Raw genomic sequence first — 20,748 nt, 5'->3', positions numbered from 1 at the left:
CTGTCCGGGGCCGGGTCGCCGGCGGACGCGATGGCGGCGCTCAGCGCGGGAAAGCCGTCGGCGACCTGGGTCGAGCAGGGCGCTGAGGGCGGGGCTGGGTGCAGGCCGAGGTGACGGATCGGGTGTTGCGGACGTGGCCGCCGAGCAGGAGGACGGCGTCCATCTGCCTGCTGCCCGACGGACTCGCCTCGGCCTGGCGGCTTTCCCACGCCACCACCATCCCCGCGACGGGCGCCGTCGCCCTGTGCCACCGCCGCCCCTAAAGTCACTTGGGGTCGTTGAGCGCCATGCGGGCGGCGCGCATCTCCGCGTACATCTCCCATGGTCCTTGCGGGAGGACGTGCCCGGTCTCCAGGAAGGTCTTGAGGTTGGCCAGCACGGACGGCCATCCGGCGGAGACCGAGACGTGTTCGCCGTGGTCGGACAGGTTCTCGTGGGTGACGGTGAGGCGGACGATGTCGCCGTGCGGCTCGATGTCGAAGGTGACCCGGCCGGGCCCGCCGGGCCGCTCCTCGTTCGGGCCGGACCGGGTGATCACCAGCCGCTTGGGCGGTACGGCCTCCAGTACCGTGCCCACGAGGTCGACGATCCCGGAACCATCGGTGCGCGGGTGCTCCCAGGCCGAGCCGACCTGCCAGTCGGAGACGTTGCGGTGCTCTGCCCAGTATTCGGCGGTCACGTCGGCGTCGGTCAGCGCGTGCCAGACGCGCTCCGGCGCAGCCTGGATGAAGGTGACGTACACAAAGGCCGGCAGGTCAGCCATTGTCGTGCTCCTCTCCTCGTCGCTTCAGGTGGCTCAGCGAAGACACTACCTTGACCCGTCAAGGTACGACAGCCCGATCAGGTCCTGCGTGAGATGACCATGACGTACTCGCAGGGGGCGTTGGTTCGGTTGGCGAAGCCGTGGTCCGCGTCGGCCTGGAAGACCAGGGAGTCGCCGGCGTTCAGGGTCTCGATGATCCCGCTCACCCACAAGCACGAAGACCACGTGAGCGGCCTGATCGCACCGGACGGGTCCGAGGCGTTCACCAAACTCGAACGCGTGTGGATCGGCGCGGGCGACACCTCGGTGTTCACGGGACGGCTCACGCCGATCCGCGACCGGGTCGTACCCGTGCCGGAGAGTGTCGCGATCAACGACTGGGTCACCGCGATCCCGACACCGGGCCACACCCCCGGCCACACCGTCTACGACGTCAGGAGCGGCACCGGCCACCTTCTCGCCTGGGGCGACACCGTCCACGTTCCCACGCTCCAATTCGATCAGCCGAAGGTCTCCTGGGAACTCGACGGGGACCAGTCCCAGGCCCGCACCGCGCGAGCGGCCCTCCTCGAACGGCTGACCCAGCCGCACCACTTCGTAGCCGGCGCCCACCTCGACTCACCAGGCATCGCCCGCGTAACCCCGTCCGGGGGCGGTTACGCGCTGGAATACCTCGCCCCGCCGATCGGCTGATCGAGCCTGTCGGCTCTCGAGCACCCGGACAGCCTCCAGAACCGTGCTCATTTCTCGTACGGCTCGGCCTCGATCCGCAGAACGTTCGCGAACTGCCCGAACATCCAGTAGTAGCCGATGACCTGAATCAGCTCGACGATCTGGCGGTCGCTCAGTCCGGCGCGGACCGGTGCGAACACCGCGTCGTCCACCGGCAGCCCGCGCGCCACCGCCGTCGCGAAGGTGAGCACGGCCAGATCGATGCCGCCGAACCCGGAGTGGTCGCCGCGGTAGACCGCCGCGCGCTCGTCCGGCGTGATCGGCACACCGGGCGGGTTGTGCCGGACGCGCAGATAGTCCGCGCCGAGCACGCAGGCGGTGGCGTTCGCCGCGAGTTCGCGCAGCCGCGCCGGCAGCTCCAGCTCTCTGATCTGCTGCAGACCCACCCGCATGAGCGTCGCCGCGCTCGCTTCGGAGTGAGCGACCATCATGAACAGATGGGAGTTCGGCGGCAACCTCGCATGCCACTCCCGCAGGTCGTCGGGCAAGGCGGACATGTCCGCGTACGGGATACGGGCCATGCCCAGAGCCTAGGTCACCGGGTACCTGGCGGGGCGGCGCCGATGGCGACCCGTATCGACCACGCTCGACCGCGTCAGAACGCCGATGCAAGGAGTCATCCAGGGTGCCGGCCACAACCGAAGTGTGGGTGGCAAACCTCAACAGAAGGATGAACATGGCCAACACCATCGAGAAGTTCCCCGTGGCCACCCCGGTCACCACCGAGGACGCGCAGCGCATCGTCGACCAGATCCGCGCCGACGACGAACTGGCCTGGCAGGTCGCCGCCGAGCTCGACCGCGATCCACGGCTGCTGCTCGCCAGGCTGTTCGCGCTCTCGAGGGCGCAGCAGACCGGGCTGTCCCGGATGAGGCTGGAGCGTACCCGTTCCGCGTTCGCGCCGGTCGCCCGGGCTCTGCGCGAGGGTGACCCGGTGTTCGTCCGGGTCGACCCGGCGCCCTCGGTCACCACCGCCATCACGGGGTCGTTCAAGGTCACGGTCGACAACGACGGCGTCAGCGTGGAGGCCTCCATCTCCTGCTGAGGACCGTCCGTAGTATCGGCCCGCTCCTGGTGGGGCGGGCCGTCCCCCTGCCGGCGCACCCAAGCCATGTCAGGTCATACACAAACCGCCCGTGTCAGCAGGGCGGAGGAGTCGGTGGACAGGCCTAGGGTGGCCGGTGGGTGCCCGGCCTCGGCCAGCAGGTCGCCGACGGCGGCGATCATCAGGCCGTTGTCCGTGCACAGCGCGGGCGGCGGGACACGCAGGGCGATGCCCGCCGCGGCGCAGCGCGCCGCCGCCACCTCGCGCAGGCGTGCGTTCGCGGCGACGCCGCCGACGATCAGCAGGGTACGCACGTCGTGCTCCAGGCAGGCGGCGACGGCCTTGCGGGTCAGGATGTCGACCACGGCCTCCTGGAAGGAGGCGGCTATGTCCGGCACGTTCCGCTCGCCGCGCTCGACGTGGCGGGCCACGGCGGTCTTCAGCCCGGAAAAGGAGAAATGGTAGCCCTGGCCGAGCATGGCGCGCGGGAAGGCGATGGCGGCCGGGTCGCCCTCGGTGGCCGCTCGGCTGACCGAGGGGCCGCCGGGGTAGCCGAGGCCGAGCAGGCGGGCCACCTTGTCGAACGCCTCCCCCGCGGCGTCGTCGCGGGTGTCGCCCAGGTGCGCGATCGGGTCGCGGGCCAGGTCGCCCAGCATGAGCAGCGAGGTGTGGCCGCCGGAGACGATCAGCGCGATCGAGCGCTCCGGCAGCGGCCCATGCTCCAGCGTGTCGGCGGCGACGTGCCCGGCCAGGTGGTGCACGCCGTACAACGGCTTGTTCCAGGCGAGCGCGAGTGACTTGGCGGCGGCCAGCCCGATCTGCAGCGCGCTGGCCAGTCCGGGGCCGGAGGTGACCGCTATCGCGTCGACGTCGCCGGGCTCGATCTTCGCCTGTTCCATGGCCGTGCGCAGGCAGGGGACCAGGGATTCCAGGTGCGCCCTGGCGGCGATCTCCGGCACCACGCCGCCGAACCGGGCGTGCTCGTCCATCGAGGAGGCCAGCGCCGCGCCCAGGACGCGCCCGCCGGCGACGACGCCGACGCCGGTCTCGTCGCACGAGGTCTCGATCCCCAGGACAACGGCCACACCGACTCCTTATCGCGATTGATTTGCAACTACGAATAATATGCGACTCATGAGAACGGCTGAGGTCAAACGGCGCTTCCTGGATCACTTCTCGGCCGCGGGGCACACCGTGGTCCCCAGCGCGCCCCTGCCCGCCGACGACCCGAACCTGCTGTTCGTCAACGCCGGGATGGTGCCGTTCAAGCCCTTTCTGCTCGGGCAGAACGCCCCGCCGTACCCCCGGGCGGCCAGCGTGCAGAAGTGCGTGCGCACCCTCGACATCGACGAGGTCGGCAAGACCACCAGGCACGGCACGTTCTTCCAGATGAACGGCAACTTCTCCTTCGGGGACTACTTCAAGGAGGAGGCCATCCGGCTGGCCTGGACGCTGTCCACCACGCCGGTCGCCGACGGCGGCTACGGCCTGGATCCGGCCAAGGTCTGGGCGACGGTCTACCACGAGGACGACGAGGCGTACACCATCTGGCGCGACGTCGTCGGCCTGCCCGAGGAGCGCATCGTGCGCCGGGGCAAGAAGGACAACTTCTGGTCCATGGGCGTGCCGGGACCGTGCGGCCCCTGCTCGGAGCTCTACTACGACCGCGGCCCCGCCTACGGCCCCGAAGGCGGTCCCGAGGTCGACGAGGACCGCTACCTGGAGTTCTGGAACCTCGTCTTCATGCAGTACGAGCGCGGGGAAGGCACCGGCAAGGAGGACTACCCGATCCTCGGCGAACTGCCCGCCCGCAACATCGACACCGGCATGGGCCTGGAACGCATGGCCGCGCTGCTGCAGGGCGTGGACAACATCTATGAGATCGACGAGACCCGCCCGATCCTCGACGCCGCCGCCGCGCTGACCGGCACGCCGTACGGGGCGAACAAGGATGACGACGTACGGCTGCGCATCGTCGCCGACCACGTCCGCACCGCGCTCATGCTGATCTCCGACGGCGTCACCCCCGCCAACGAGGGCCGGGGTTACGTCCTGCGCCGGATCCTGCGCCGCGCGGTGCGTGCCGTGCGGCTGCTCGGCCACGACGGACCGGCGCTGCCCGAGCTCCTTCCCGTGGCCCGCGACTGCATGGCGGCCTCCTATCCAGAGGTGGCCGCCGGCTTCGAGCGCATCTCCTCCTACGCCTACGGCGAGGAGCGGGCGTTCGACGCCACCCTCAAGCAGGGCAACGTCGTTCTCGACCGGGAACTGGCCGCCGCTCCCCTCCGGCTGCCGGGAGCCACCGCGTTCCGGTTGCACGACACCTACGGCTTCCCGATCGACCTGACCGTGGAGATCGCGGCCGAACGCGGCCTGGAGGTGGACGTGGACGGATTCCGGCGGCTGATGGGCGAGCAGCGCCGGCGTGCCAAGGACGACGCGCAGGCCAAGAAGCGTGGTCACGCCGGCACCGGCGTCTTCCGCGACGTGCTCGGCCGCGTGGGCCCCACCGACTGGCTGGCCTACCGGACGCTCGAAGCCGACGCCACCGTGGTGGCCATCCTGCGGGACGGCGTACCCGCCGAGACGGCCGCGGAAGGGGAGATCGTCGGGATCGTGCTCGATCGCACACCCTTCTACGCCGAGTCCGGCGGCCAGGACAGCGACGCCGGCGAGTTGCGCGGCCCCTCGTTCGCCGGGGCGGTCCTCGACGTGCAGCGGCCGCTCAAGGGGCTGATCGTGCACCAGGTCCGGATCACCGGCGGCTCGGTCGGCGTCGGCTCCGCCGTACATGCCGCTGTGGACGCGGACTGGCGGCTGGGCGCGCGGCAGGCGCACTCGGGCACCCACGTCGTGCACGCGGCGCTGCGCGAGGTGCTCGGACCCGCCGCCCTGCAGTCCGGCTCCTACAACCGGCCCGGCTACCTGCGGCTCGACTTCTCCTGGCGCGGCGGGCTGTCCACGGCCACGCGCAGCGAGATCGAGGAGGTCGCCAACCTCGCCGTCCGCCGGGACCTGCCGGTCGAGGTGCGGTTCATGCCGCTGCCCGAGGCCCGCGCCGAGGGCGCGCTGGCGTTGTTCGGCGAGACCTACGACGAGACGGTCCGCGTCGTCGAGATCGGCGGCGCCTGGTCGCGCGAGCTCTGCGGCGGCACCCACGTCGAGCACGCCGCGCAGATCGGCGCCATCGCGCTCACCGCCGAGTCCTCCGTCGGCGCCGGCCAGCGCCGCGTCGAGGCGGTCACCGGCATCGAGGCCTTCCGCTACCTGGCCCGCGAACGCGACCTCGTCGCCCGCCTGGCCGAACAGCTCAACGCGCCACGCGCCGAACTCCCCGACCGCGTCGCGGGCCTGCTCGAACGCATGAAGCAGGCCGAACGCCAAGCCCAGGAACTGCGCGAACGCCTGCTCACCGCCGAGGCGGCCGGCGTGGCCGACGCGGCCCGCGACCTCGGCCCCGCGCTGCTGGCCACGGCCCGCACCGACCTCGACCCGCGTGTGCTGGCCGAACTGGTCCGCGACCGCCTTCCGGCCCGCGCCGCCGTGGTGGCGGTGGCCTCACCCGGCGGCTTCGTCGTGGCGCTCAACGAGGCGGCGGGCGGCGCGGGACTGTCGGCCGGGACCCTGGTCAAGGCGGTGCTCGACGGCAAGGGCGGCGGCGGACCGCTGCTGGCCCAGGGCAGGGCGCCCGCGGACCCCGAGGCGGCCTTCACCGCGATCGCCACGCTCATCTCCCGATGATCACGGAGCAGCAATGCCAAGATTCCAGGGTGGACATGACCGACATCACGCGCGCGATCGCGGCCGCGACTTCGGTCGCCGCGTCACTCGACCTGCCGGCCGGCGACGCCATCGTTCTCCACAACTCGAACAGGGTGGCGCTGCGGCTGACGCCGTGCGACGTCCTTGCCCGGGTCGCCCCCGCGGAGCATGAGGCCGCGCAGTTCGAAGTCGAGCTCGCTGTACGGCTCGCCCGCGCCGGATGCCCGACCGGCCTCCTGGAACCTCGGGTGGAGCCACGCGTGTACACGCGCGACGGCTTCACGGTGACGCTGTGGACCTACTACGAACCCGTGACCCCTCACATCTCACCAGCCGACTACGCCAAGGCACTGGAGCAACTTCACGCCGGCATGCGCGAGGTCGACGTGCCGAGCCCGCGGTTCACGGATCGCATCGCGGAGGCGGAAGAGGTCGTCGCCCATCCGGCTCTCTCGCCAGGACTCGCCGCCGCGGACCGCGCGTTCCTCAGCGGCAGGCTGGGCAGCCTGCGACGGGCGATCGAGGACCGCGGCGCCGTGGAGCAACTGCTCCATGGCGAGCCGCATCCGGGCAACGTGCTCGCCACGATGAACGGCCCGTTGTTCATCGACCTGGAGACGTGCTGCCGTGGACCCGTCGAGTTCGATCTCGCCCATGTCGCCGAGGCGGTCTGCGCGCACTATCCGAACGTTGACCGAGGACTGCTGGACGAGTGCCGGCAGCTCGTGCTCGCGATGGTCGCGGCGTGGCGTTGGAAACGCGGCGACCAGCTTCCGAACGGGAGCCGGTTCGGGGAGGAACTCCTGCGGTCGCTGCGCGAGGGTCCTCCTTGGCCGACACTCGACACGGTCGCCAGGCGACTGGATGGTGGGTAGAGCGACAGGCCGAGGGCCGCTCTGGTGTTCGGGACGGCGGGGTCTGTTCGTAGGGACGCGGTGGGCTTTTCGTTCTTACGCACTCCGCGGGCCGCATATCACCACCAATGGCATGACCCGCTCCAAACGACCCGCCCGGCGGCGTCAGGTCAGGACGCTTCGAAACGGACGGATCTGATTGTCGTCAGGCCGCCGTCCCACGTTTCGTTGGGGATGAGCGCATGATGCAGGTGGTCTTCGTTGCACGAATATGTCGTATAAAGAAGCGCTTTGAAGTTGGTCTTGTTCTGCGCGAGGCTGACGTCCGCGTGGAGGTCGTAGCACCCCTCCTTTGGGTCCTGGATTGTCGTCCAGGAAGAGTCGGAGACGGTGCGGTAATAAAAGGCCGAGCTCATGTCAACCACCTCTCATAATGCCGCGTGATGGGCCGGACCGGAAATCTGACCTGCTTGCGCAGCCTCATGTACCCTCCTCGATCTCCCGCACCCTGGGATTGAGGTAATCGTTGCCAAAGGCGATCGCTATCTTGGACTATCCGGGTTCACCGATCAGAAATCCTCCGCCGCGTCGTCAGTTCTGGTAGCCCCTCACCACCCGTGGAAGGATTGACGACCATGACCGACGCCAGACCGCCGGGCGACGACGAGGCCACGTTCATCGCGGCGGTCCGATCGGACGACACGGCGACGTTCGCGCTCCTCACCGAGCGCCACCGCCGTGAGCTGCAGGTGCACTGCTACCGGATGCTCGCGAACTACGAGGACGCCCAGGACATGACGCAGGAGACGTTCCTGCGAGCGTGGAACAAGCGGGAGTCGTTCAAGGGCCACGCCACGCTGCGGACCTGGCTGTACCGGATCGCGACGAACGCCTGCCTCGACTTCCTGGACAAGCGCAACGACCGCACACCCGTGCCGGCCGAGTTGCTGAACCTGCAGCCGTACCCCGACCGGATGCTCCCCGAGGACCCGCAGGACTCGGTGGTGGCGCGGGAGACGATCGAGCTGGCGTTCATCGTGGCCGTCCAGCACCTGCCGCCGCGGCAGCGGGCGGTGCTCATCCTGCGCGACGTCCTGGGCTGGCCGGCGTCGAAGGCCGCCGACGCCCTCGAACTGACCGTCGCATCGGTGACCAGCGCGCTGCAGCGGGCGCGCGTGACGATGCGCGAGCAGCTACCCGGCCGCCGCCTCGACTGGCGCAGCCCCGCCACCCACGAGCTGTCGGATGACGAGCGCGGCGTGGTGAAGTCGTACATCGACGCCCATGAGCGCAACGACCTCGACGGGCTGATGGCCCTGCTGCGCGACGACCTGCGCTTCGCCATGCTGCCCGACCCTGGCACCTTGATCGTCACGGCCAGAGACGCGGTGGACGGCTGGGTCTCCGGCGGGCTCTTCCAGCGCGGCCACGACGACTGGCGCTGCGTCGCCACGACGGTCAACCGCATGCCCGCCGCCGCGCTGTACCTCCGCGCCCCCGGCGACGCGGAGTACCGGTTGTTCGCCATCGCGGTCCTGCACATCGTCGACGGGAAGATCGCCGAGCTCACCGGATTCGACGCCGCCGGCAAGCCATGGCTGGGCCTGCCCCCTGTGATCGGGCAAGTCCCCAACATCACCGAAGTCACTGGGGAATGAGCAAGGGGCCCGGGGAAGGCTCCCTCATCGCCTCGTCTGGTATCGGGTCAGGACCACGCCGCCGGGGAACGTCCGTGTCTCCAGCAGGGTCAGGTTCACCCAGCCGTCCAGTGCCGTGAAGAACGGCGTGCCGCCGCCGACCAGGACCGGGTAGGTGGCCAGGGCGTACTCGTCGATCAGCCCGGCCCGCATGGCCGCCCCGGCGAGCGTCGCGCCGGCGATGCCCATCGGGGCGCCGTCCTCGGCCTTGAGCCGGGTGATCTCGGCGACCGCGTCGCCGGTGACCAGGCGGGTGTTCCAGTCGACCTTGTCGACCGTCGAGGAGAACACCACCTTCGGCGTGTCCCGCCAGTTCCGCGCGAACGCGATCTCCGCCGGGGTCGCGCTGGGCTGTTGGTCGCCGGTCGGCCAGTAGGAGCTCATCGTCTCCCACAGCTTGCGCCCGTACAACGACAGCCCGATCGCCCGCTCCCGGTCGAGCCACCACTGGAACAGCTCGTCGCTCGGCGGCCCGCCCCAGCCGATGTCGTCGCCGGGCGCGGCGATGTAGCCGTCCAGGCTCAGGTTCATGGCGAAGATCAGTTTCCGCATCGTGCCGGCCTCCTTTGAGTCGCTCTCACACGTACAGACGGACGCGGCGCGGAAACCTAATCGGTCGCGGATGGTCCCCCGGGTTCCGGATTCAGCACGGCGTACGCGGTGAGCTCGAACACCACCTGAGCCGATCGGCCGCGCTCTGGCGTGTGGTTCACGTAGGAGGTCAGGCCGTGAGGGCGGCCTCTGCTTCCCGGTACATGACGCTCGGGTCCTCGGACAGCCACGCCTTCACCTGGCGGCTCCAGGCGTCGGCGAGCACCTCGGGCCGGTGCGCCTCGATGCCGTCGAGGGCCGCCGCGACGACCGCCTCGGGCGCGGTCTTGTCGCCGTCGTACCAGGCCATCATGTCGGTGTCGGCGGCGCCCAGGTGCAGGCCCGTCACCAGGGTACGCTGGCCGGCCAGCTCCAGGCGGACGCTGTTGGTGAGCGCCCACTCGGCGGCCTTGGCCGCGTGGTAGGCGCCCTGGCCGTTGAAGGCGAGCCAGGAGATCGCGGACAGGACGTTGAGGATCGCGCCGTCGGCCAGTTGCGGTGCGAAGGCGCGGATCACGTTGAGGGTGCCGTAGAAGTGGGTGTCCATCTCGCGGCGGATCGTGTCCAGGTCCCCGGCGATGAGGTTCGTGCCGGTGGAGATGCCCGCGTTGTTGATGACGATCTTGACGTCGGGTGCCGCGGTTGCCGCGGCGGCGACCGACGCCGGGTCCGTGATGTCCAGGCGCAGCGGGACGACTCCCGGTACGTCGATGAGGTCGGGACGGCGGGCGGTCGCGTACACCTTGCCGGCGCCACGGTCGAGGAGGGAAAGGATGAATTGCCGGCCCAGGCCCCGGTTGGCGCCGGTGACCAGCACATGTGCTCCGTTGATCTGCATACCGGTTAGGCTAAAACCTGACGTTGACGTCAGAGGCAAGTGTTGTGATGGAGGTCACGGTGCGTATCGGCGAGTTGGCGGCGCGATCGGGCGTCAGCGTGCGGGCCCTGCGTTACTACGAGGAACAGGGGCTGCTGGAGGCGGACCGGAGCGAGTCCGGGCAGCGTCACTATCCCGAGTCCGCGGCCGACCGCGTCGAGCTGATCCAGATGCTCTACTCCGCCGGTCTGTCCAGCCGGACCATCGCCGAACTGCTGCCCTGCGTCGATGCCCAGGTCAGCACTCCCGAATCGCGTGCCCGGCTGGCCGCCGAGCGTGATCGCATCAACGCGCAGATCACCGCGCTGACCCGCACCCGTGACAACCTGGACACGGTCATCGCCTCCACCGGAACCCCGGCCAGCGGCTGCGCGTGGATCGGGGACCAGGATGCCGCTGCGCGGACGGCTCACTCCGCCGCGCGGTGATGGCCGCGCTCTGGCCCGCACGCCGGCCGTACCTCGGCTGAACCCGATGCAGGCCCGGACGGCGGGACATGTGGCGACGAACGACACGCCTCCGGTGGGCCCGTCCAGGGCCGGAGCTTGTCGGGGTTGCGTACCGCCCAGATGCGCTTGATCCGGTCGCCCGCGATGTCGAAGGCGAACACCGTCGTGGTGACGCCGTCCTGCCGGGCGACCAGGCCGGGCTGGCCGTTGACCGTGTGCTCCACCAGCGTCAGGCCGGGCGCCCGGCCGAGAATGCCGATCCAGGTGTACGCGATCCGCTCGCCGCCTTCGATGGGCTGAAGCAGTGCGCTGACCAGGCCGCCACTGTCGGCGACCGACGTGGCGTGCGGGTCGAGCAGAGCGATGAGGGCGCCGATGTCCCTGGCCTCCCACGCCTGCTTGAACTCCCTGACGATGCCGGCCTTGCGCCCGTTCGGGGTCGCGGAGAGCTGGGCGGACTGGACGCGACGGCGGGCCGAGGAGGCCAGCTTGCGGCATGACTCAGGGGTACGCCCGACGATCTCGGCCACCTCGGCGAAGGGATAGCGGAAGACGTCGTGCAGGATGAACGCGACGCGCTCGGCCGGCGTCATCGCTTCGAGCACGACCAGGAAGGCCATGCCGACCGACTCGTCCAGGGTGACCCGGTCGGCCGGGTCGGCCGGGCGCGCGCTGTTCCACTCACCGGGTTCGGGCAGCGGCTCGGGGATCCACTGGCCCGTGTACCGCTCCCGCCGCGCCCGTGCCGAGCCGAGCAGGTCCAGGCAGATCCGGCCGGCGACCCTGGTCAGCCACGCGCTCGGGGACTCGATGTCCTCCCGCTGGCGCGGCGACAGGGCGTACCAGCGGGCGTAGGTCTCCTGCACGGCGTCCTCGGCGTCGGCCAGTGAGCCGAGGAGGCGGTAGGTGACGTTGATCAGCCGGCGCCGCTCCTCCGTGATCGCGCTCAGCCCGGGATCGATGGGGGTGGTCATGGTGTGAAGGACTCCCTTGGTCGCGTCTTCCTCACCGGTCAGACGACGTAGCGCCCCGGATTGTGAAGTGGCGCGTCACTTCACAATTCGCGGCACTGCATCGTCATAGCGGCGAATCCGCCATCCAGAAGGCGGACAACCAGGAGGCAGCGATGAACGACTTTCAGGCGGCCGCGGACCGCGTCGAGATCGAGGCGCTGCGCGGCGAGTTCACCGACGCGGCGATGATGGGCGACCACGACCGCTTGGCGTCCCTGTTCACCCGCGACGCCGTGTACCGCATCCCCGACGCCGGCATCGAGCATGCCGGCCGGGAGGCGATCCGCGCCGGCGCCGGGCAATTGTCGCAGGCGTGGGACTACTTCGTGCAGACCACGCATCCGGGTGCGATCCTGCTCGACGGCGACACCGCGTCCGGCCGCGCCTACATCTGCGAACTCGGACGCCTGCGCGACGGCGGCTCGATGCTCAACTACTCCCTCTTCCACGACCGCTACCGGCGTACCCCCGAGGGCTGGAAGTTCACCGAACGCGTCTTCGAGGTCAGGTATTACGACACCACCCCGCTACCGGGCTCGGCCCAGGTGATGGCGGCACCGTTCACGGAACCGGCGTCGGAGTAGCGCCTGGAGCGAACGGCGGCCGCGCTGAGGGCGCACAACTTCGCCGTCGAGATCCTCGACGACGTCGCCGCGCGTACCCACCTCAAAGCTTTGATCCCCGCGGGCGCCGGAGTGTTCACCGCGTCCAGCGAGCCCCTGCGCCTGTCCGGCATCGACGGCCTTCTCGTCCTCAACGCCGAACCCCACCCGGGACGCGCGACCGTCCTGCTGCTCCGCGAAGCCATCGGTTTCTGACCCACCCCGCGGCGGACCCTGGCGCGCGGGGGGTGGGTGGCTGTGATGGGTCAGGGGGTGATGGCGTACTCGGTGAAGTGGCCGCAGGCGGTGAAGCCGAGGCGACGGTAGACGGGTTCGCCGTCGGCCGATGCCTGCAGCACAGCGGTCTCGTAGCCCGCGGCGCGGGCGGTGCGCAGGGTGGCCAGGGTGATGGCGCCGCCGTAGCCGCGGCGACGGGCGGTGCGGAGAGTGGCGATGTTGTAGATGCCGGCGACGCCCGCGGACAGGAAAACCTCGGCCGAGCAGACGGGACGCTCGTCGACGTAGCCGACCAGGTACCGGGCCGGGCAGTCCGCGGCGAGCGCCCATGGAGCGGCGTCGGCGAAGAACCGGCGCACGGTGGCGGCGGGCGGGATCCAGTTCGCGGCGAGGACCGTGGCGTAGTCGGCGAGCTGGGTGGGGGTGGTCACCGGGCGGATGTCCAGGCCGTCGGCGTACGCCTCGGGGAGGGGCGCACGCAGGTCCTTCCACATGCCCGTCTCGGTCTCCGAGACTTCGAGCCCGGCGGTCTTGAGATGCTCGGCAAGGTCGGCCGGTGTGGAGGCGGGGCCCACCCACCAGGAGAAAGGGCGGCCGGTGGCGGCCAGGGTGCGGGCGGTTTCCGCGGTGCGCGCCAGGGCGGCGGCCGGGGTGAAGCGGGCCGCCGCGACGATGTTGAAGGTGTCGTCGGCCAGGCCGCTGTCGGCGATCAGCAGGTCTCCCGTCTCGGTGACGGACGCGCCTTCCAGGTTCCGGTGCAGGTGGCAGGCATGCTCGGCGAGATTCTGCTCCATCGCGAGCGCAAGGCCGGGTTCATTGATCGACGGATTCGTATCCACGACGATCATTGCAGCATTCCGGCCGCGGCACTCGCACGCGCATTCTCCGTTCCGGTCCGCGACCTCGGGTGAGGACCCGCTTACAGGAACCGCGCCGCCTGTCGTAGCGCTGTGAGTGCGCTGTCATCGTCGATCGGCATCGTCGAGAGCGTCAAGAACAGCTCGGTGACAAGAACAACTCGGTGACAAGAACAGCTCGGTGACAAGAACAGCTCGGTGAAAGGTACGACATGACAGGCAACGGGCACGACAAGACCCAGCAGATCCTCGACCGGGCGGTGGCCGAGCTCGACATCCCCGGCATCGCCATCGAGGTCAAGAACGCCGATGGTTCCTGGTTCGGCACCGCCGGGGTGTCCGACCTCACGACCGGAGCACCGCGCGTACCGGGAGAATTCCTGCCCATCGGCAGCGGCGCCAAGGGCATCACCGCCGCGACGCTCCTCACCCTGGAGGCCGAGGGCCGGGTGGACCTCGAGGACCCGGTGAACAAATGGCTGCCCGGAGTGCTGACCAATGGCTACGACGGCGACCGGATCACCATCAGGCACCTGCTCGGCAACACCAGCGGCCTGTTCGCCACGGGCCTCGCGCCGGGGCTGATCGGCAACTACGCCAGCCGGTCCACGTTCGACGAGCACCGCTTCGACGAATGGACCCGTGCGGAACTGCTGAAGCTGGCGGTCTCCGAGCCGCCCGTCGGGCAGCCCGGTGAGCGCTTCCTGTACGCCAACGGCGGCTTCTACATCGCCAATGCGATCATCGAGAAGATCACCGGCAACACCTACGCCGAGGAGATCCAGCGCGCCGTCATCCAGCCGCTCGGCCTGACCAACACCTACCCGCGCAGCGGAGGGGACACGGGATACCGCGGCCCGTCGCCGCGAGCGTACTCGACCCAGTTCTACAAGGACGGCGTCGACCCCGCGGACGTCACCACGGAGAACTGGGAGTCGATGTTCGAGGAGCCGGGGCTCGAACCCCTCGACGTCACCGAGTTCAACACTTCCTGGGAGACGGGGAACATCGTCTCGACCACCGGCGACGCCATCCGGCTCCTCGACGCCCTGGCCGGCGGCACCCTGCTGCCTCCGGGGCAACACCGCAAGATGTGGACCACGGTCTCGACCGAGGGCGCCGGCTGGCTGCCGCACACCCGCTACGGCCTCGGCATGTTCGAGCTCGACAAGACGGTGACGGGCGGACTCACCATCCGCGGCATGGCCGGCAGCTACTGGGGACACATGTTCTTCGCGTTGAGCAGCCCGGACAGCGGGGTCGCCTTCGCCTTCCACACCAACACCGAGGCGAAGAACTGGGACGTGCCCTTCAGCATCGCCGAAGCGGAGTTCGGCTTCACGATGGGCGCGTAAACACGGGGGCACGGGCAGCCGGGCGGAGATCCCGCCCGGCTGCCCGTTCACCGGCAACCCTCCAAAGGACCATCAGTCATTTCATCCTTACGTCGCATGGGCACACCTGTTGCACGTGATCAATAATCTGGACGAATCGCCCACCCGACAGTCGCGGTGCCCTGCCAATCCGCTTGATGACCGGAGAAGCATGCCAAGATCCGTTCGCATCCTCAGCGTCGTTCTGATGACGGTCACGGTCCTGAGTCCCCTCGAAACCGCGGCGGCGGTCGTTCCTGAGAGCGCCGCCACGCCCGCCGGCCGGGCCATCGCCTGGGCGCCGTGCGCCGCGGACCCGACCGCGGACTGCGGCACCTTGACCGTCCCCATCGATTGGGCGAAACCCGGCGGCCCCACCATCGACCTGGCCGTGGCCAGGCGGAAGGCCACCGATCCCACGGCCAGAACAGGCTCCCTGATCATCAACCCGGGTGGCCCCGGCGAATCCGGCGTCGACTTCGCCCTGAGCCGCAAGGGCTACTTCAGCGAAGAGATCACCCGAAGGTTCGACATCGTCGGGTTCGACCCTCGCGGCGTGGCGCGCAGCAACCCTGTGATCTGCTCCGCCGAACTCATGCGGCAGGCGCCGGCGGACCCGTTCCTGAAGAGCCAGGCCGACTTCGACCGATGGCTCGACTACAACGACCGGCTCCGCACCGACTGCCGGGCCAGGACCGGACCGCTGTTCGACCACGTCGACACGCTCAGCGTCGTCAACGACCTGGACACGCTGCGCGCCGCCGTCGGCGACAGGAAGCTCACCTACTACGGCCTTTCCTACGGCACGCTGATCGGGCAGCTTTACGCCGAGCGGTTCCCCCGCCGGGTCCGGGCGCTCGCCCTGGACAGCAACATCGACCACAGCCTGCGCACCACCGCGTTCCTCGACACAGGGGCCGCCGCGGCCCAGGACTCCTTCGCGGAGTTCGCGGCCTGGTGCGAACGAGACAGCGCCTGCGCACTGCATGGCAGCGACCTGCGCGCCTTCTGGGCGAAGCTGCTCGCCCGCGCCGAACGCGGCGAGTTGCACTTCCCCGGCGAACCCACCCGGGTGCTGACCAAGCTCGACCTCATCAGGCTCCCCTTCCAAGCCGCCTACGGGCCCTACTGGCGCGAACTCGCCGAGATGATGGTGACGATCAGCAACGGCGCCATGCCCTCGAAAGCGCTGCCGGAGATCTTCACACGTGAGCCGGCGCAGCGTCAGGCCCCGCACACCGCCAACCCCATGCGGATCGTCTGCCAGGACTTCCACCTGCCGATCCGGGACTACCGCGAGTTCGCGGCCCTCCTGCGCCGCTCGCAGCGCATCGCGCCTGACATGCGAGTGAGCCCGCTCACGTTCTCCTTCACCATGGCCTGCCTCGGCGAACCGGCCACGATCCCCAACCCCCAGCACCGGCTGAAGGTCGACGGAACCCCGGCCTTGCTGCTGGGCAACGCACGGCATGATCCAGCCACGGGCCACGCCTGGGCGGTGAACGCGGCCGGCCAGATCGGCGGTGAGGCGCGGCTGCTGACCTACGAAGGCTGGGGACACAGCATCTACAACCGCAGTGAGTGCACCCGCGGCGCGATCGACCGCTACCTCATCGAGCAGACGCTTCCCGCTCCTGGCATGCGCTGCCCGGCGGTGCCCTACCCGAGCACATCGACCCCGCCCACGCTCACCGCCCCCCTACCTGACCTGCCCGGCCGGTTCTGAAGGACGGCCGACAAGGTGACCCCCTCAGCCGCAGGAAACCGACGACACGGCCCCGTGGCGAACGCCGTCAAAGCCCGCCTCACCACGGCGGGCCAGGCGGCTCGGCAGGTGGAGTTCGGCGGAGGCGAACAGGTCGCGCTCTACGGGGAGGCCACTCTGCGACTTCTTCGCCGCGGTGCCGGGGCTTGCGCCGGACGGTGATGCCCAGGTCCCGGCGTAGGGCGGCGGCCATTCGCGGCGGTCAGGACCCGGCGGCGGCGCGGTCGCGGTGGGCGCGGATGTCGTCGTGGTGGTCGGAGGCCCAGCCGATCAGCTGTTTGACGATGTCGAGCAGGCCGTGGCTGAGGGGGGTGAGGGCGTACTCCACGCGCGGCGGGACCTCCGCGTAGGCCGTGCGGGTGACCAGTCCGTCCTGCTGAAGCTGGCGCAGGGTGTGAGTGAGCATGCGCTGGGAGATGCCGGGGACATCGCGCTGGAGGTCGGTGTAGCGCAGGGCGCCGTCCTCCAGGATCGCGATGATCAGCATGCTCCACTTGTCGCCGACCCGGTCCAGGATCTGGCGGATGAAGGCCATCTGGTCGGCCGGGATCGCCGCGCAGGGCCCCCGGCTCGCGGCGCTCGCCGGTCCCCCTGCGTGCTCCATGACGCACATCTCCCTCCGTGACGCACAGTGATGTGCCTTTTGTAAGCCTCTCCATACTGTCCTATCTTGACGTTACGCACAAATAGTAGGAATTAGAGGGGCTGCTGTGAAAGTCGCCCCTGATGCGGACTGGACAGCTCCGCCGACTCAAGTGAAAGCGAACTGATCATGCCTACTCTCGCCATCGTCGGCGCCGGCCCCGGCATGGGCCTCGCCATCGCCCGTACCTTCGGTTCCCAGGGCTACAACGTCGCTCTCATCGCCCGCAACCGGGCCAAGCTCGACGCGCTCGTCGGCCGGCTCACCGCGGAGGGCATCACCGCCGCCGCGTTCCCGGCGGACGTGCTCGACCACGACGCGCTGGCCCAGGCCCTCAAGGATGCCGCCGCTCGCTTCGGCGGCATCGATGTCCTGGAGCACTCCCCGGCCCCGAGCATCGGCTCCCTGGCCCTCGCCTCCCCGTCCGAGACCAAGCCGTCCGATGTGCAGGGGCTGATCGACTTGCTGTTCTACAGCGCCATCACCGCCACCCAGGCCGTCCTGCCCGCGATGCGCGAGGCCGGCGCGGGCACCCTGCTCTACACCAACGGAGGCGGCTCGGTCGATCCCCACCCGATACTCGGCAACGTCAACGCCGCCCAGGCAGCGTTGCGCAACTGGGTGCTCAACCTGCACAAGGAGCTGGCCGGCACCGGTATCCAGGCCGCGCACGTCGCCATCGGGGTGTGGATCGGCGGGGGCGGCCCTCCCGGAGCCCCGACCGCGGAGGCCGAGGAGATCGCCCCTCTCTACTGGGACCTGCACACCCAGCGCGACGAAGCCGAGCGCGTCTTCACCGTCTGACGTCTCCCAGCTCTCCCCATAAAGTCCCGATCCGCCGCGGCGTTCGTGTGGTGCGACCTGGCCGGCGCCGGGCTCAAGGCGTGATCCTTAGGCGTCTTGAACAGGCTAGGCTGGCGCTCGATGTCCTCCCAACCTCCTCACGCACGACCGAAACGGCTCAAAGCGCCGACCGCCCCGAAGCTGCCCTCGCCGCTGGCCGCGGCGCGACCGCCCGAACACGACCTGCAGGACGACGGCACCTACCGCGGCCTGGAATTCCACGGCAGCGACCTGGCCGACCGCCAAGCGGAAGCAGTCGACTACGAAGGCTGCCGTTTCGTCGTGACCAGCTTCGCCGGTACCCACTTGCGCCAGGCCGGGTTCGCTGACGTGGAACTGGAACGCTGCGACCTGTCCAACATGACGGCGAGGGCCTCGGGCATGCATCGCGCCCTGGCATCAGCGAGTCGGCTGACCGGCATGAGCTGGTCCGAAAGCACATTCCGCGAGGTGCTCTTCGACAACTGCCGCGCCGACCTGACCGGATTCCGATTCTCGACGTTCAAGAACACCGTCTTCCGCGACTGCGTCATGTCAGAAGCCAATTTCCAGAACGCCGACCTGCGCGGAGTCCGGTTTGAACGCTGCGATCTGAGCGGAGCCCAGTTCTCCCAGGCGCAAATGGACGGCACGCACTTCTCGGACTGCGTGTTGCTGGGCATCGGCGGGGTCACCAGCTTCAAGGGCGCGATCATCAAGAGCCGGGACGCGCAGGGGCTGGTTTTCGCCCTGGCCGGCGCGATGGGAATCACCATCGAGGAATAGCCACCCGCCTGGCCCAGGAAGTCTGTGACTGGTTCGACCGGATCATCGGGAAGCAGCCCTGACCTTCCGATGCCGGAGCGGCCCCAGGAGAAGCGGGCAGGGAACTCCCTGCAGCGGGGCTGACAGGTGATCTAGATCCCCGCCATCCACCGAACGGCTGATTCGAGGTTCAGCCTCGGGCGGCCCGTGGTGTGGCCGCACGGTCGATTCGGGAAAAGCGGCAGATCGCGATGCTTTTGCCATGGCAATCATCGAAGTCACCGGCCTCCGCAAGACCTACGGACAGCTGAACGTGCTGGAGGGTGTGTCGTTCTCCGTGGCGGAGGGCGAGATCTTCGGCATCCTGGGCCCCAACGGCGCCGGCAAGACCACCACCGTGGAGTGCGTGGAAGGGCTGCGCAAGCCCGACGGCGGCACGATCAGGGTGCTCGGCCTCGACCCGGCCGCCGACGGCCGGGCGCTGCGCGAGCAGATCGGCGTCCAGCTCCAGCACACCCAGCTGCCCGACACGATCAAGGTCTGGGAGGCCCTGGACCTCTACGCCGCCTTCTACTCCAGGCCGCGCGACTGGCGCGAGCTGCTGGAGCAGTGGGGGCTGGCCGACAAGCGCGACGCCCGCTTCGGCAAGCTGTCCGGCGGCCAGAAGCAGCGGCTGTTCATCGCCCTCGCGCTGATCGGCAACCCACGGGTGGCCTTCCTCGACGAGCTGACCACCGGCCTGGACCCGCAGGCCCGCCGCGCCACCTGGGAGCTGATCAAGCAAGTACGCGACAGCGGCGTCACCGTGGTGCTGGTCAGCCACTTCATGGACGAGGTCGAAGAGCTGTGCGACCGGGTCGCCGTGGTGGACCGGGGCCGGGTCGTGGCGCTGGACACACCGGCCGGCCTGGTCGACGGGCTCGACGCCGCCCACGAGATCCGCTTCACCCTGATGGCTCCCTGCGACCCGGTGGCGCTGCTGGCCGACCTGCCCGGCGTCGCGGAGGTCACCGTGACCGCCGACCGTGTGGTCGTCAGCGGCCGGGGCGACTTCGCCACCGCCGTCACCGCCCAGCTCGCCCGCCACCACGTGCTGGTCAGCGACCTGCGCATCGACAAGCGCACCCTCGACGACGCCTTCGTCGCCCTGACCGGCCGCTCCCTCTGACTCCGATTACGCAAAGGACTTCCGCCATGACCGCTCTCACCAAGCTCGCCACCGTCGAGGTCAAGCTGCTGGCCCGCGAGCCGGGCTCGATCGTCTCGATGCTCATCCCCCTGTTCGTCCTGCTGGTGTTCGGCAGCTCGATCCAGCCCGGTGACACCACGCTGCTGCCGATGACGCTGGCCATGTCGGTCGGCCTGGTGGGCCTGTACCTGCTGCCGACCACCCTGGCCTCCTATCGCGAGCGCGGGATCCTGCGCCGGATGTCCACCACGCCGGTCCGGCCGTACACGCTGCTGGTGGTGCAGTTGACCCTGCAACTGGTGCTCGTGGTCATCGCCTGCGCGCTGCTGGTGTCGGTCGCGGGCAGCGTGATCGGCGCCCACGTCCCCGGTGCCGCGCTGCCGCTCGCGGCGGCGCTCACGCTCGGTGTCGCGGCGATGTTCTCCATCGGCCTGCTCATCGCCGCCCTGGCCAAGACCGGCCGCTCCGCCAACGGCGTCGGTGTCCTGCTGTACTTCCCGATGGCCTACCTGGCCGGTCTGATCCAGCCGGTCAACCAGATGCCCGCCTTGGTGGCGGGGATTGGCGAATACACTCCTCTGGGTGCTTTCAGGCAGGTGCTCGCGCAGGTCTGGACAGGCCAGCCGCCGAGCCTGATGCTGCTGGTCGTCCTGGCCGGATACGCCGTGCTCATCGGTACGGCGGCGGCCAGGTTCTTCAGGTGGGAGTAGGG

25 protein-coding genes are annotated in these 20,748 nt (G+C 69.6%); 15 read left to right on the top strand and 10 right to left on the bottom strand.

Features of this window, described 5'->3' with window-relative positions:
• Positions 1 to 110: 110 nt before the first annotated feature.
• Positions 111 to 263, top strand: coding sequence for a hypothetical protein (locus tag ACFWYW_RS29005; RefSeq protein ID WP_379615945.1), 153 nt, complete (start codon positions 111 to 113; stop codon positions 261 to 263).
• Between the two features lie 2 nt (positions 264 to 265).
• On the opposite strand, the gene ACFWYW_RS29000 is transcribed toward ACFWYW_RS29005, so the two are convergent.
• Both ACFWYW_RS29000 and ACFWYW_RS28995 read right to left on the bottom strand, forming a co-directional pair.
• Positions 266 to 763 (bottom strand): SRPBCC family protein, encoded by a 498-nt coding sequence (locus ACFWYW_RS29000; RefSeq protein ID WP_379615943.1) that lies wholly within the window; start codon positions 761 to 763, stop codon positions 266 to 268.
• 77 nt (positions 764 to 840) lie between these two features.
• Positions 841 to 969 (bottom strand): cupin domain-containing protein, encoded by a 129-nt coding sequence (locus tag ACFWYW_RS28995; protein ID WP_379615941.1) that lies wholly within the window; start codon positions 967 to 969, stop codon positions 841 to 843.
• A 19-nt stretch (positions 970 to 988) separates the two neighbouring features.
• Here ACFWYW_RS28995 and ACFWYW_RS28990 point away from each other — a divergent pair, with 19 nt between their 5' ends.
• Entirely contained in the window at positions 989 to 1,456 is a 468-nt protein-coding gene (locus tag ACFWYW_RS28990) for an MBL fold metallo-hydrolase (RefSeq protein WP_379615939.1), read from the top strand.
• 47 nt (positions 1,457 to 1,503) lie between these two features.
• On the opposite strand, the gene ACFWYW_RS28985 is transcribed toward ACFWYW_RS28990, so the two are convergent.
• On the bottom strand, positions 1,504 to 2,016 hold the full coding sequence (locus ACFWYW_RS28985; protein WP_379615937.1) for a carboxymuconolactone decarboxylase family protein: 513 nt from the start codon (positions 2,014 to 2,016) through the stop codon (positions 1,504 to 1,506).
• A gap of 155 nt (positions 2,017 to 2,171) precedes the next feature.
• Here ACFWYW_RS28985 and ACFWYW_RS28980 point away from each other — a divergent pair, with 155 nt between their 5' ends.
• Positions 2,172 to 2,540, top strand: a complete 369-nt coding sequence (locus tag ACFWYW_RS28980; RefSeq protein ID WP_379615935.1) for a hypothetical protein — start codon at positions 2,172 to 2,174, stop codon at positions 2,538 to 2,540.
• 74 nt (positions 2,541 to 2,614) lie between these two features.
• Here the strand turns inward: ACFWYW_RS28980 and tsaD are convergent, their stop codons facing one another.
• Entirely contained in the window at positions 2,615 to 3,625 is a 1,011-nt protein-coding gene (gene tsaD / locus ACFWYW_RS28975; RefSeq protein ID WP_379615933.1) for a tRNA (adenosine(37)-N6)-threonylcarbamoyltransferase complex transferase subunit TsaD, read from the bottom strand.
• Between the two features lie 49 nt (positions 3,626 to 3,674).
• Here tsaD and alaS point away from each other — a divergent pair, with 49 nt between their 5' ends.
• Together alaS and ACFWYW_RS28965 are read left to right on the top strand one after the other, a co-directional pair.
• Complete coding sequence (alaS, locus tag ACFWYW_RS28970; protein ID WP_379615931.1) at positions 3,675 to 6,281, top strand: alanine--tRNA ligase; 2,607 nt, start codon at positions 3,675 to 3,677, stop codon at positions 6,279 to 6,281.
• 35 nt (positions 6,282 to 6,316) lie between these two features.
• Positions 6,317 to 7,177 carry a phosphotransferase gene (locus tag ACFWYW_RS28965; RefSeq protein WP_379615929.1) on the top strand — a complete coding sequence of 287 codons (861 nt, stop codon included), beginning with the start codon at positions 6,317 to 6,319 and terminating at the stop codon, positions 7,175 to 7,177.
• A 149-nt stretch (positions 7,178 to 7,326) separates the two neighbouring features.
• Here the strand turns inward: ACFWYW_RS28965 and ACFWYW_RS28960 are convergent, their stop codons facing one another.
• Complete coding sequence (locus ACFWYW_RS28960) at positions 7,327 to 7,572, bottom strand: hypothetical protein (protein WP_379615927.1); 246 nt, start codon at positions 7,570 to 7,572, stop codon at positions 7,327 to 7,329.
• A gap of 219 nt (positions 7,573 to 7,791) precedes the next feature.
• Between ACFWYW_RS28960 and ACFWYW_RS28955 the strand changes: the two genes are divergently transcribed.
• Positions 7,792 to 8,814, top strand: coding sequence for an RNA polymerase subunit sigma-70 (locus tag ACFWYW_RS28955; RefSeq protein ID WP_379615925.1), 1,023 nt, complete (start codon positions 7,792 to 7,794; stop codon positions 8,812 to 8,814).
• 24 nt (positions 8,815 to 8,838) lie between these two features.
• On the opposite strand, the gene ACFWYW_RS28950 is transcribed toward ACFWYW_RS28955, so the two are convergent.
• Both ACFWYW_RS28950 and ACFWYW_RS28945 read right to left on the bottom strand, forming a co-directional pair.
• Positions 8,839 to 9,405: a dihydrofolate reductase family protein gene (locus ACFWYW_RS28950; protein WP_379615923.1), complete on the bottom strand. Its 567-nt coding sequence runs from the start codon at positions 9,403 to 9,405 to the stop codon at positions 8,839 to 8,841.
• A 169-nt stretch (positions 9,406 to 9,574) separates the two neighbouring features.
• Complete coding sequence (locus ACFWYW_RS28945; protein WP_379615921.1) at positions 9,575 to 10,282, bottom strand: SDR family oxidoreductase; 708 nt, start codon at positions 10,280 to 10,282, stop codon at positions 9,575 to 9,577.
• A 59-nt stretch (positions 10,283 to 10,341) separates the two neighbouring features.
• Here ACFWYW_RS28945 and ACFWYW_RS28940 point away from each other — a divergent pair, with 59 nt between their 5' ends.
• Complete coding sequence (locus ACFWYW_RS28940) at positions 10,342 to 10,749, top strand: MerR family transcriptional regulator (RefSeq protein ID WP_379615919.1); 408 nt, start codon at positions 10,342 to 10,344, stop codon at positions 10,747 to 10,749.
• On the opposite strand, the gene sigJ is transcribed toward ACFWYW_RS28940, so the two are convergent.
• The gene (sigJ, locus tag ACFWYW_RS28935; RefSeq protein WP_379615917.1) at positions 10,731 to 11,744 is read right to left on the bottom strand and encodes an RNA polymerase sigma factor SigJ; all 1,014 of its coding nucleotides are present in this window, start codon (positions 11,742 to 11,744) and stop codon (positions 10,731 to 10,733) included. The genes ACFWYW_RS28940 and sigJ overlap by 19 nt on opposite strands.
• Before the next feature lie 152 nt (positions 11,745 to 11,896).
• Here sigJ and ACFWYW_RS28930 point away from each other — a divergent pair, with 152 nt between their 5' ends.
• Both ACFWYW_RS28930 and ACFWYW_RS28925 read left to right on the top strand, forming a co-directional pair.
• Positions 11,897 to 12,367, top strand: coding sequence for a nuclear transport factor 2 family protein (locus ACFWYW_RS28930; RefSeq protein WP_379615915.1), 471 nt, complete (start codon positions 11,897 to 11,899; stop codon positions 12,365 to 12,367).
• A 90-nt stretch (positions 12,368 to 12,457) separates the two neighbouring features.
• Positions 12,458 to 12,601 carry a hypothetical protein gene (locus ACFWYW_RS28925; RefSeq protein ID WP_379615913.1) on the top strand — a complete coding sequence of 48 codons (144 nt, stop codon included), beginning with the start codon at positions 12,458 to 12,460 and terminating at the stop codon, positions 12,599 to 12,601.
• 50 nt (positions 12,602 to 12,651) lie between these two features.
• Here the strand turns inward: ACFWYW_RS28925 and ACFWYW_RS28920 are convergent, their stop codons facing one another.
• Complete coding sequence (locus ACFWYW_RS28920; protein WP_379615911.1) at positions 12,652 to 13,461, bottom strand: GNAT family N-acetyltransferase; 810 nt, start codon at positions 13,459 to 13,461, stop codon at positions 12,652 to 12,654.
• A gap of 230 nt (positions 13,462 to 13,691) precedes the next feature.
• Here ACFWYW_RS28920 and ACFWYW_RS28915 point away from each other — a divergent pair, with 230 nt between their 5' ends.
• Positions 13,692 to 14,834 carry a serine hydrolase domain-containing protein gene (locus tag ACFWYW_RS28915; RefSeq protein ID WP_379615909.1) on the top strand — a complete coding sequence of 381 codons (1,143 nt, stop codon included), beginning with the start codon at positions 13,692 to 13,694 and terminating at the stop codon, positions 14,832 to 14,834.
• Between the two features lie 226 nt (positions 14,835 to 15,060).
• Positions 15,061 to 16,578 (top strand): alpha/beta hydrolase, encoded by a 1,518-nt coding sequence (locus tag ACFWYW_RS28910; RefSeq protein WP_379615907.1) that lies wholly within the window; start codon positions 15,061 to 15,063, stop codon positions 16,576 to 16,578.
• A gap of 241 nt (positions 16,579 to 16,819) precedes the next feature.
• Here the strand turns inward: ACFWYW_RS28910 and ACFWYW_RS28905 are convergent, their stop codons facing one another.
• Complete coding sequence (locus ACFWYW_RS28905; protein WP_379615905.1) at positions 16,820 to 17,221, bottom strand: winged helix-turn-helix transcriptional regulator; 402 nt, start codon at positions 17,219 to 17,221, stop codon at positions 16,820 to 16,822.
• Positions 17,222 to 17,389: 168 nt separating this feature from the next.
• Here ACFWYW_RS28905 and ACFWYW_RS28900 point away from each other — a divergent pair, with 168 nt between their 5' ends.
• The 4 genes from ACFWYW_RS28900 to ACFWYW_RS28885 all read left to right on the top strand — a co-directional run bounded on the left by ACFWYW_RS28900 (position 17,390) and on the right by ACFWYW_RS28885 (position 20,746).
• A complete protein-coding gene (locus ACFWYW_RS28900) occupies positions 17,390 to 18,064 on the top strand; it encodes an SDR family NAD(P)-dependent oxidoreductase (protein ID WP_379615903.1) in 675 nt (224 codons plus the stop codon).
• Positions 18,065 to 18,184: 120 nt separating this feature from the next.
• Entirely contained in the window at positions 18,185 to 18,868 is a 684-nt protein-coding gene (locus ACFWYW_RS28895) for a pentapeptide repeat-containing protein (RefSeq protein WP_379615901.1), read from the top strand.
• Between the two features lie 241 nt (positions 18,869 to 19,109).
• Positions 19,110 to 20,015 (top strand): ABC transporter ATP-binding protein, encoded by a 906-nt coding sequence (locus tag ACFWYW_RS28890; protein ID WP_379615899.1) that lies wholly within the window; start codon positions 19,110 to 19,112, stop codon positions 20,013 to 20,015.
• Between the two features lie 26 nt (positions 20,016 to 20,041).
• Positions 20,042 to 20,746, top strand: a complete 705-nt coding sequence (locus ACFWYW_RS28885) for an ABC transporter permease (RefSeq protein WP_379615897.1) — start codon at positions 20,042 to 20,044, stop codon at positions 20,744 to 20,746.
• Positions 20,747 to 20,748 lie beyond the last annotated feature (2 nt).

It is taken from the genome of Nonomuraea sp. NPDC059023 (genome assembly GCF_042740095.1).
Lineage (GTDB): Bacteria > Actinomycetota > Actinomycetes > Streptosporangiales > Streptosporangiaceae > Nonomuraea.
The sequence above is the reverse complement of the archived record's forward strand: the minus strand, read 5'-3'. Positions and strand labels throughout refer to the sequence as shown.

Excerpts from the sequence above, each read along its gene's own strand:
- ACFWYW_RS29000 (WP_379615943.1), bottom strand. The coding sequence starts at position 763 with ATGGCTGACCTGCCGGCCTTTGTGTACGTCACCTTCATCCAGGCTGCG.
- ACFWYW_RS28985 (WP_379615937.1), bottom strand. The coding sequence starts at position 2,016 with ATGGCCCGTATCCCGTACGCGGACATGTCCGCCTTGCCCGACGACCTG.
- ACFWYW_RS28980 (WP_379615935.1), top strand. The coding sequence starts at position 2,172 with ATGGCCAACACCATCGAGAAGTTCCCCGTGGCCACCCCGGTCACCACC.
- alaS (WP_379615931.1), top strand. The coding sequence starts at position 3,675 with ATGAGAACGGCTGAGGTCAAACGGCGCTTCCTGGATCACTTCTCGGCC.
- ACFWYW_RS28965 (WP_379615929.1), top strand. The coding sequence starts at position 6,317 with ATGACCGACATCACGCGCGCGATCGCGGCCGCGACTTCGGTCGCCGCG.
- ACFWYW_RS28960 (WP_379615927.1), bottom strand. The coding sequence starts at position 7,572 with ATGAGCTCGGCCTTTTATTACCGCACCGTCTCCGACTCTTCCTGGACG.
- ACFWYW_RS28955 (WP_379615925.1), top strand. The coding sequence starts at position 7,792 with ATGACCGACGCCAGACCGCCGGGCGACGACGAGGCCACGTTCATCGCG.
- ACFWYW_RS28950 (WP_379615923.1), bottom strand. The coding sequence starts at position 9,405 with ATGCGGAAACTGATCTTCGCCATGAACCTGAGCCTGGACGGCTACATC.
- ACFWYW_RS28945 (WP_379615921.1), bottom strand. The coding sequence starts at position 10,282 with ATGCAGATCAACGGAGCACATGTGCTGGTCACCGGCGCCAACCGGGGC.
- sigJ (WP_379615917.1), bottom strand. The coding sequence starts at position 11,744 with ATGACCACCCCCATCGATCCCGGGCTGAGCGCGATCACGGAGGAGCGG.
- ACFWYW_RS28930 (WP_379615915.1), top strand. The coding sequence starts at position 11,897 with ATGAACGACTTTCAGGCGGCCGCGGACCGCGTCGAGATCGAGGCGCTG.
- ACFWYW_RS28915 (WP_379615909.1), top strand. The coding sequence starts at position 13,692 with ATGACAGGCAACGGGCACGACAAGACCCAGCAGATCCTCGACCGGGCG.
- ACFWYW_RS28910 (WP_379615907.1), top strand. The coding sequence starts at position 15,061 with ATGACGGTCACGGTCCTGAGTCCCCTCGAAACCGCGGCGGCGGTCGTT.
- ACFWYW_RS28905 (WP_379615905.1), bottom strand. The coding sequence starts at position 17,221 with ATGGAGCACGCAGGGGGACCGGCGAGCGCCGCGAGCCGGGGGCCCTGC.
- ACFWYW_RS28900 (WP_379615903.1), top strand. The coding sequence starts at position 17,390 with ATGCCTACTCTCGCCATCGTCGGCGCCGGCCCCGGCATGGGCCTCGCC.
- ACFWYW_RS28895 (WP_379615901.1), top strand. The coding sequence starts at position 18,185 with ATGTCCTCCCAACCTCCTCACGCACGACCGAAACGGCTCAAAGCGCCG.
- ACFWYW_RS28890 (WP_379615899.1), top strand. The coding sequence starts at position 19,110 with ATGGCAATCATCGAAGTCACCGGCCTCCGCAAGACCTACGGACAGCTG.
- ACFWYW_RS28885 (WP_379615897.1), top strand. The coding sequence starts at position 20,042 with ATGACCGCTCTCACCAAGCTCGCCACCGTCGAGGTCAAGCTGCTGGCC.